A 4,318-nucleotide genomic window follows, 5' to 3' on the forward strand; every position below is an offset into this window, starting at 1 on the left:
CCGGAGAACCTGGTGGTCGAGCGGTACCCGTTCGATGACATCGCCGAGTACATCCGTGAGAAGCGTGCCGAGTTCGGCGCGATCGTGGTCGACGCCGGGGGCGGCAGCTCCCGCATCTTCCACGAGGCTGTTACCGAGGCGAACCTGCTGCTCGTGCCGGTCGCCCCCACCAAGATCGAGCGCCGCAAGCTCGTGGCCACCTTCGATGAGGCCGAGCGCGCCGCCGCCCGCAACGAGCGCGACGTCACTGCCCACGTGGTCCTGGTGAAGGCTGACGACCGCACCAGCCTGCCCCGTACCGCGAAGGACAAGCTGCTGGATCCCGGCGAGGGCGAAGGCATCGGACCGGACCGCGACGAGCCGTTCCCACTCGCCGAGACCGTCATCCACTCCTGGGTGCATTACATGGAGGCCTTCGGAGAGATCCCGACCGAGCTGAGCGAGTACGCCGAGCTGATGAAGGAGCTGACGGCATGACCGAGCGCATGAAGCCCCCGGCCCGCCGCACCGGTCGTTCCCTTGGCAGCGCCGCCAAGAAGTCGACCCCTCCTCCCCCGCCCCCGGCCGCCGAACTCACCCCCGAGCAGTACGCCGCCGAACAGGTCACCACCCAGGGTCAGGGCCGTCCCGCTGCCATCGAGCCGCACGTGCAACCCGCTCTTTCCGCAGCCGTTCCCAACCCCGAGGGGTCGGCGCAGGGCCGAACCGAGGCGGTGCCCGAAGTGGCACAGACGTCCGCTCAGCCCACTGCCGGGGCGCCGAGCGGCCCCGTCCCGGAGCCGGCCGCCAGTCAGCCAGTTCGCCCGGCCGGCGTCGCCAACGAGGTAGGGACGGAATCCGTCGGTCAGCCGGTGGAGCGGCAGGTATCGCCGGGAATTCCGGCTGCTGAGTCTGCAGCGCCTGCCGTCCAGCCCACGGAGCCGGCCGAATCCGTTGTGCAGCACGGCCCGTCCGTGGCTCCTGGCGCAGCCTCGGGCGCCGAGGTGGCGCTTCATCCTGCGGCTCCTCCGACGGCAGGCGGCAACGGGTTCCCGGTGAGGACCGATGTTTCACGGGCTTACCAGGAACAGGATGCGCAATCGCAGGCAGCGCCCAGCGAAGGGACAGCGTGGGCTCAGGGATCCGGCCGTCCCAAGGACATTCCTGAGGCCGCCGTTGTTCTCAACCAGCGCATCATCGCGCGCGAGAGTCTCGACTCGTCGGTGCCCGCGGCGCTGAAGCTGAAAAGGCGACTCAAGCGCTTCGCGCTGGACAACGAACTCGATCACCTGCCCATCGGCGACATCGTCTCGGTGGCACTGGACGAGTGGCTCACCACCCGCGGGTTCTGACCCGACCGCAGGGCACAGGGCGGCCACCCTCACTCAAGGGGGCGGTCGCCCCGTGGCGACTATTCCAATAACCCAATAGGCGGATAGCTATCAGCCTAGTCAGACCGACCGGAGCAGCTCGCGTGCCTGATCAGTCCCCCTACGCCCGCCGACTACGCGAAATCGCCGATGCGCTCGACGCCGAGTTCCAGCCGACCGATGACGTTCTCATGCCGCATCCGGACACTTTGGACGTCATCAGAAACCGACACACCAAACGCGGACAGCTCAACCACGCCGTCCCCGAAGTCCTCCAACTCCAGCGCCGGATCCGCCGCTACAACGCCGACACTGGCGTACCACATGGAGACATCGTCGCTCTCGCCCTTGACACCTGGCTCCGCGCAAAGGGCTACCCGCCAAGCCGCCCGCCGACCACCACGACCGCAACATGAACGGGAAGCCGACGAACGACAAAGGGAGGACTTGCCTCTACTGCAGTCCCATACCGGGGGATCCTCTACACGTATCAACGGTGAGCCGGGAGGGCGCCTTGGGATGTCAGTGCCCGCGTATACGCTCCCCCGGTGATCATTGACCGTACCGCTCGCGTCGTCCCTCCCCGCTACCCCGACCGCGACGTACGCAGCAGGATCGGCGACGCGTTGGGCAAAGCCGACGACTCCGACCTGCTCGCTGCGTACCTGTGGGTGCAGGAAGTTTCGATCGGACGCGAAGCCTGCACCTCGCTGCAAAGGCAGAGAGATGCTCTCCGCAAGAATCTCGAAAAACTCAACAGCCTCAAGAACAGCTCACACTTTCGTGGGCGCACCTGGGACTTTACTCGGGCCGAACTTGACTCGCTCTTCGACGCATTCATCAAGAAGGTGAGCGATGAACTCGACCTCATCGATGGCTCCTTGCAGCAAGCGAGCCTGGCCTTCGAGAAACTCAGTACGCTGCCCGAAGAGGACCTGTCCACACGCTACGCTCCCGGCCGTGTCGACTCTCCGCTGAACACCATCGCCGAACAGTGGGACGAGATCGCCCCCAGCACAGAACGCTTCGCGGCAATGAATGACCGGGCACTCGCAGAGATCGAACGTCTCACAGCCGTCGACGACCGAAGGAACATCTTCGCCCAGAGCCAGAGGAGTTACACCCTCCGGCGCATTCAGGAGTTTGATGGCAAGGACTTCGAGGTTCTCGTCGCGTGGCTCACTCAGCGCGACGGAATGAAGGTGATCCGGCAGCACGGTGGTACCGGGGACCGGGGACCGGGGTGCGGACGTCATCTCTCAGACGCCAGACGGCCGACGTGTGGTGGTGCAGTGCAAGCAGACCAGCAGGGCTGCCAAGCAGACTGTGACCAGTACGAACGTGCAGACATTCAATGGAACCGCTCGCCTTGAGCACAAGGCCGACATCGCTCTGATGGTCACCAACGGCACTTTCTCCGAACCTGCGCGCGACTTCGCCAATGATCACGCGATCCACTTGATCGGTGCAACGGAACTGGAGCGCTGGGCTACATGGGGAGACTCCCTGTACGACGTCGTGGGCCTCTCTCGGGGAAGCGCCCTTGAGGCATCGGCCTGATCACGCTGCTCTGGCGCGGGTCGATAGCACCACCGCGCGCCCGACTTGGTTCCACGCAGGGCGGAGCGGTCTTCGCTGTGCCCGGCAGCAGTGTTGTGTTGCTGCCGGGTCGGTCTCAGCGGGTCAGTCGCCGGGTCAGCTGTTCGGCGGTGAGCTCCACTCGGCCGACTTGAGGGTCGTACCCGAACATGCGGGTCGGCCGGTTGAGGTACTCGGACTTTGACGGGTACTGGAAGTAGAGAATCTGCCCGCACACGGGGGCTACATCTCGCATCAGTGTGTCTTGGCACGTACCCAGGACGGTGATGCCGTGGGCGGTGGCGACTTTGGTGATCGCGCTGAGCACTTCGCGGCGGTGTTCTTGGCCCAGGGAGTCGCCTAGTTCGTCCAGGACGAGCACTCGGCCTTGGGCGTGAGGAGCTGCCAGGAGAGCGGCGAGAACGAGGTGGATGGAGAAGAGTTTTTCCTGGGCGGTGTTGGTGACGGTGTCATAAGCGAGCATCGGGCCGTTGGGGTTACGTCGCCATCGCGGTGTTACGGAGCAGCGCCAGCTGTGGTCGGTGTCCGTAGGCGGGTCGATCTGATAGTGCAGGTCCGCGCCGAAGAGGCCAGCGTCGCGGTTCAGTTGATCCAGTGCCGCAGTGATGTTGTCGAGGGCTCCGGCAACGCGTTGGGTAATGACTTCCTGAGTGTGTCGGAGTTCCTCGGCGAGGGTCTCCACCGATCGGGAGATGAAGGCGTTCTCCTCAAGGCGCTCGGTGCGCACCTTCTCCACGGTGGTGTGGATGTCAGCGTCGGCGGCCTCGTTGTCGGTGAGCCACTCGCTCAGGGCCTGCAGCGCGGCGTCTGCCTTCATATCGGGCTCAGTGTCATCGATGTGGCTGGCGCGAGCGAGGGCGACAGTGGGATATCCGCTGGTGCTCGCCCGAAGGGAGAGGGCAACCATGCACCCGTCGACAGTCGCGTTGGCGGCCATGTGGAGTTGGTCGGCGGAGCGCCGCTCTCGGGGCGGTTCCCCATGGGGTGCAGCAGGTGGAATGGGTGCTTCGGTGAGAAGCTGCGTGTACTGCGTGGGTAGCCAGTCCGCGGGCCAGTTCAGCAAGGCACGGGCAGCTTCCGGATCCAGCCCTAGATCGGTTGCCGCGGTGTTGGCACCGTCTCCTTCGATGACCGCCTGTTGTTTGCGGAGTTCGGCATCGCAGTTTTGGAGCGTGACGTTCGTTTCCTGGATCCGCCGCTCCAGCTCTTCGATCCGTTGCTTACGGCCGCTGAGGGCTGCTTTGGCCATGGCCCAGGCGTCCACTGCGTCTGCGAGAAGTGTTGCAACCTGGGTGTGAGCGATCACGAAATTCCCCAGGTGAGGCGGGTTCCGCGTCACGTAATTCCCCACCCTCGCGGTCACGTAATTC

General features: G+C 65.0%; 5 protein-coding genes and 1 pseudogene. 4 read left to right on the forward strand and 2 right to left on the reverse strand.

The window, feature by feature from the left end; all coding sequences use genetic code 11:
- The coding region (locus RMT89_RS39730) for a ParA family protein (RefSeq protein WP_315888621.1) at positions 1 to 477 on the forward strand (477 nt) is incomplete at its 5' end.
- Positions 474 to 1,331: a hypothetical protein gene (locus tag RMT89_RS39735; protein ID WP_315888622.1), complete on the forward strand. Its 858-nt coding sequence runs from the start codon at positions 474 to 476 to the stop codon at positions 1,329 to 1,331. The genes RMT89_RS39730 and RMT89_RS39735, both read left to right, overlap by 4 nt.
- A 152-nt stretch (positions 1,332 to 1,483) precedes the next feature.
- Here the strand turns inward: RMT89_RS39735 and RMT89_RS39740 are convergent, their stop codons facing one another.
- Entirely contained in the window at positions 1,484 to 1,675 is a 192-nt protein-coding gene (locus RMT89_RS39740) for a hypothetical protein (RefSeq protein ID WP_315888623.1), read from the reverse strand.
- A 222-nt stretch (positions 1,676 to 1,897) separates the two neighbouring features.
- On the opposite strand from RMT89_RS39740, the gene RMT89_RS39745 reads away from it, so the two are divergent.
- Positions 1,898 to 2,722 carry a hypothetical protein gene (locus RMT89_RS39745; RefSeq protein ID WP_315888624.1) on the forward strand — a complete coding sequence of 275 codons (825 nt, stop codon included), beginning with the start codon at positions 1,898 to 1,900 and terminating at the stop codon, positions 2,720 to 2,722.
- Positions 2,604 to 2,909, forward strand: a complete 306-nt coding sequence (locus RMT89_RS46200) for a restriction endonuclease (RefSeq protein ID WP_399498812.1) — start codon at positions 2,604 to 2,606, stop codon at positions 2,907 to 2,909. Before RMT89_RS39745 ends, RMT89_RS46200 begins: the two co-directional genes overlap by 119 nt.
- Positions 2,910 to 3,024: 115 nt before the next feature.
- Here the strand turns inward: RMT89_RS46200 and RMT89_RS39750 are convergent.
- Positions 3,025 to 4,318: pseudogene (locus RMT89_RS39750) on the reverse strand (hypothetical protein); the annotation flags it as partial.

The organism is Streptomyces sp. P17 (assembly GCF_032436805.1).
Classification (GTDB): domain Bacteria; phylum Actinomycetota; class Actinomycetes; order Streptomycetales; family Streptomycetaceae; genus Streptomyces.

Coding starts and splice junctions, on each gene's coding strand:
- RMT89_RS39740 (WP_315888623.1), bottom strand. CDS start 1,675: ATGTGGTACGCCAGTGTCGGCGTTGTAGCGGCGGATCCGGCGCTGGAG.
- RMT89_RS39735 (WP_315888622.1), top strand. CDS start 474: ATGACCGAGCGCATGAAGCCCCCGGCCCGCCGCACCGGTCGTTCCCTT.